This window comes from Bradyrhizobium sp. P2_E8 (assembly GCF_056403875.1).
Genome location: NZ_JBFUES010001770.1, coordinates 1 through 749, shown reverse-complemented (window position 1 = coordinate 749; position 749 = coordinate 1). Strand labels below are relative to the sequence as shown.

Sequence of the window (749 nt, the reverse complement as noted above, 5' to 3'; positions counted from 1 at the left end):
CAAGAGATACATCGCGCAGGTCCACAGCGACTGCCAGTTGTCGCGGCCTTCGTTGAAGAGCACATAGGCGGCCGACAGCGCGAGCACGCCTGCGAACACCGATTCCGCGATCGGACGCACGCCGATCTGCGGACGGTTCAGCATCAGGATCGCGAACGGCACCACCGCCATCGTCAGCGAGGCGTAGGGGAAATCCTTGTAGCGCGGGTCGAACACGAAGCCGAGCGCGGTCTGTGCCGCGATCACCGCCGCCACCGCCAGCGTCAGGCCGAGCACGGCGGTGAGCTTTGACCATTTCCGTCCCTCGCTCGGGCCTAGCAGGTCGAGGAAGGTCGGCAGGCTGCGGCCGATGACCAACGCCTGCGCGCAGAAGATCGGCGACAGGATCCCGGCCGCGAGCAGCGTGCCCCACAGCAGCCAGCCGCCGATGCCGTAGCTCTCGTAAAACACCTTGTCGGCGCCGACGCCGAGCAGGCTCCCTGCCGTCGTCGCCGAGATGGCGACGCCGAGCCAGGCCGAGAAGCGCGGCGTCCAGGGCCGCCGGCGCAGCGTGATCAGCGCGACCGCGAACACCAGCACGCTGAGGCCCATGCCCGCGCCCATGTACCATTTCCAGTACGGGAAATTGCTGATCGGCTCGCCCGGCGGATATTTCAGGCTCCGTCGCACCGAGTCGTACAGGCCCCAATAGCCGCCGACGGTGCCTTCCAGCTTGCGCTTCCACGGCTGGTCATAGGACTCGATCAGAT

1 protein-coding gene is annotated in these 749 nt (G+C 66.9%); it reads right to left on the bottom strand.

The genetic code is table 11. The features are described from left to right. Window positions 1-749 (bottom strand): glycoside hydrolase family 17 protein (locus AC1D00_RS43795; RefSeq protein ID WP_477015026.1); only part of this gene is annotated, 749 nt, incomplete at both ends.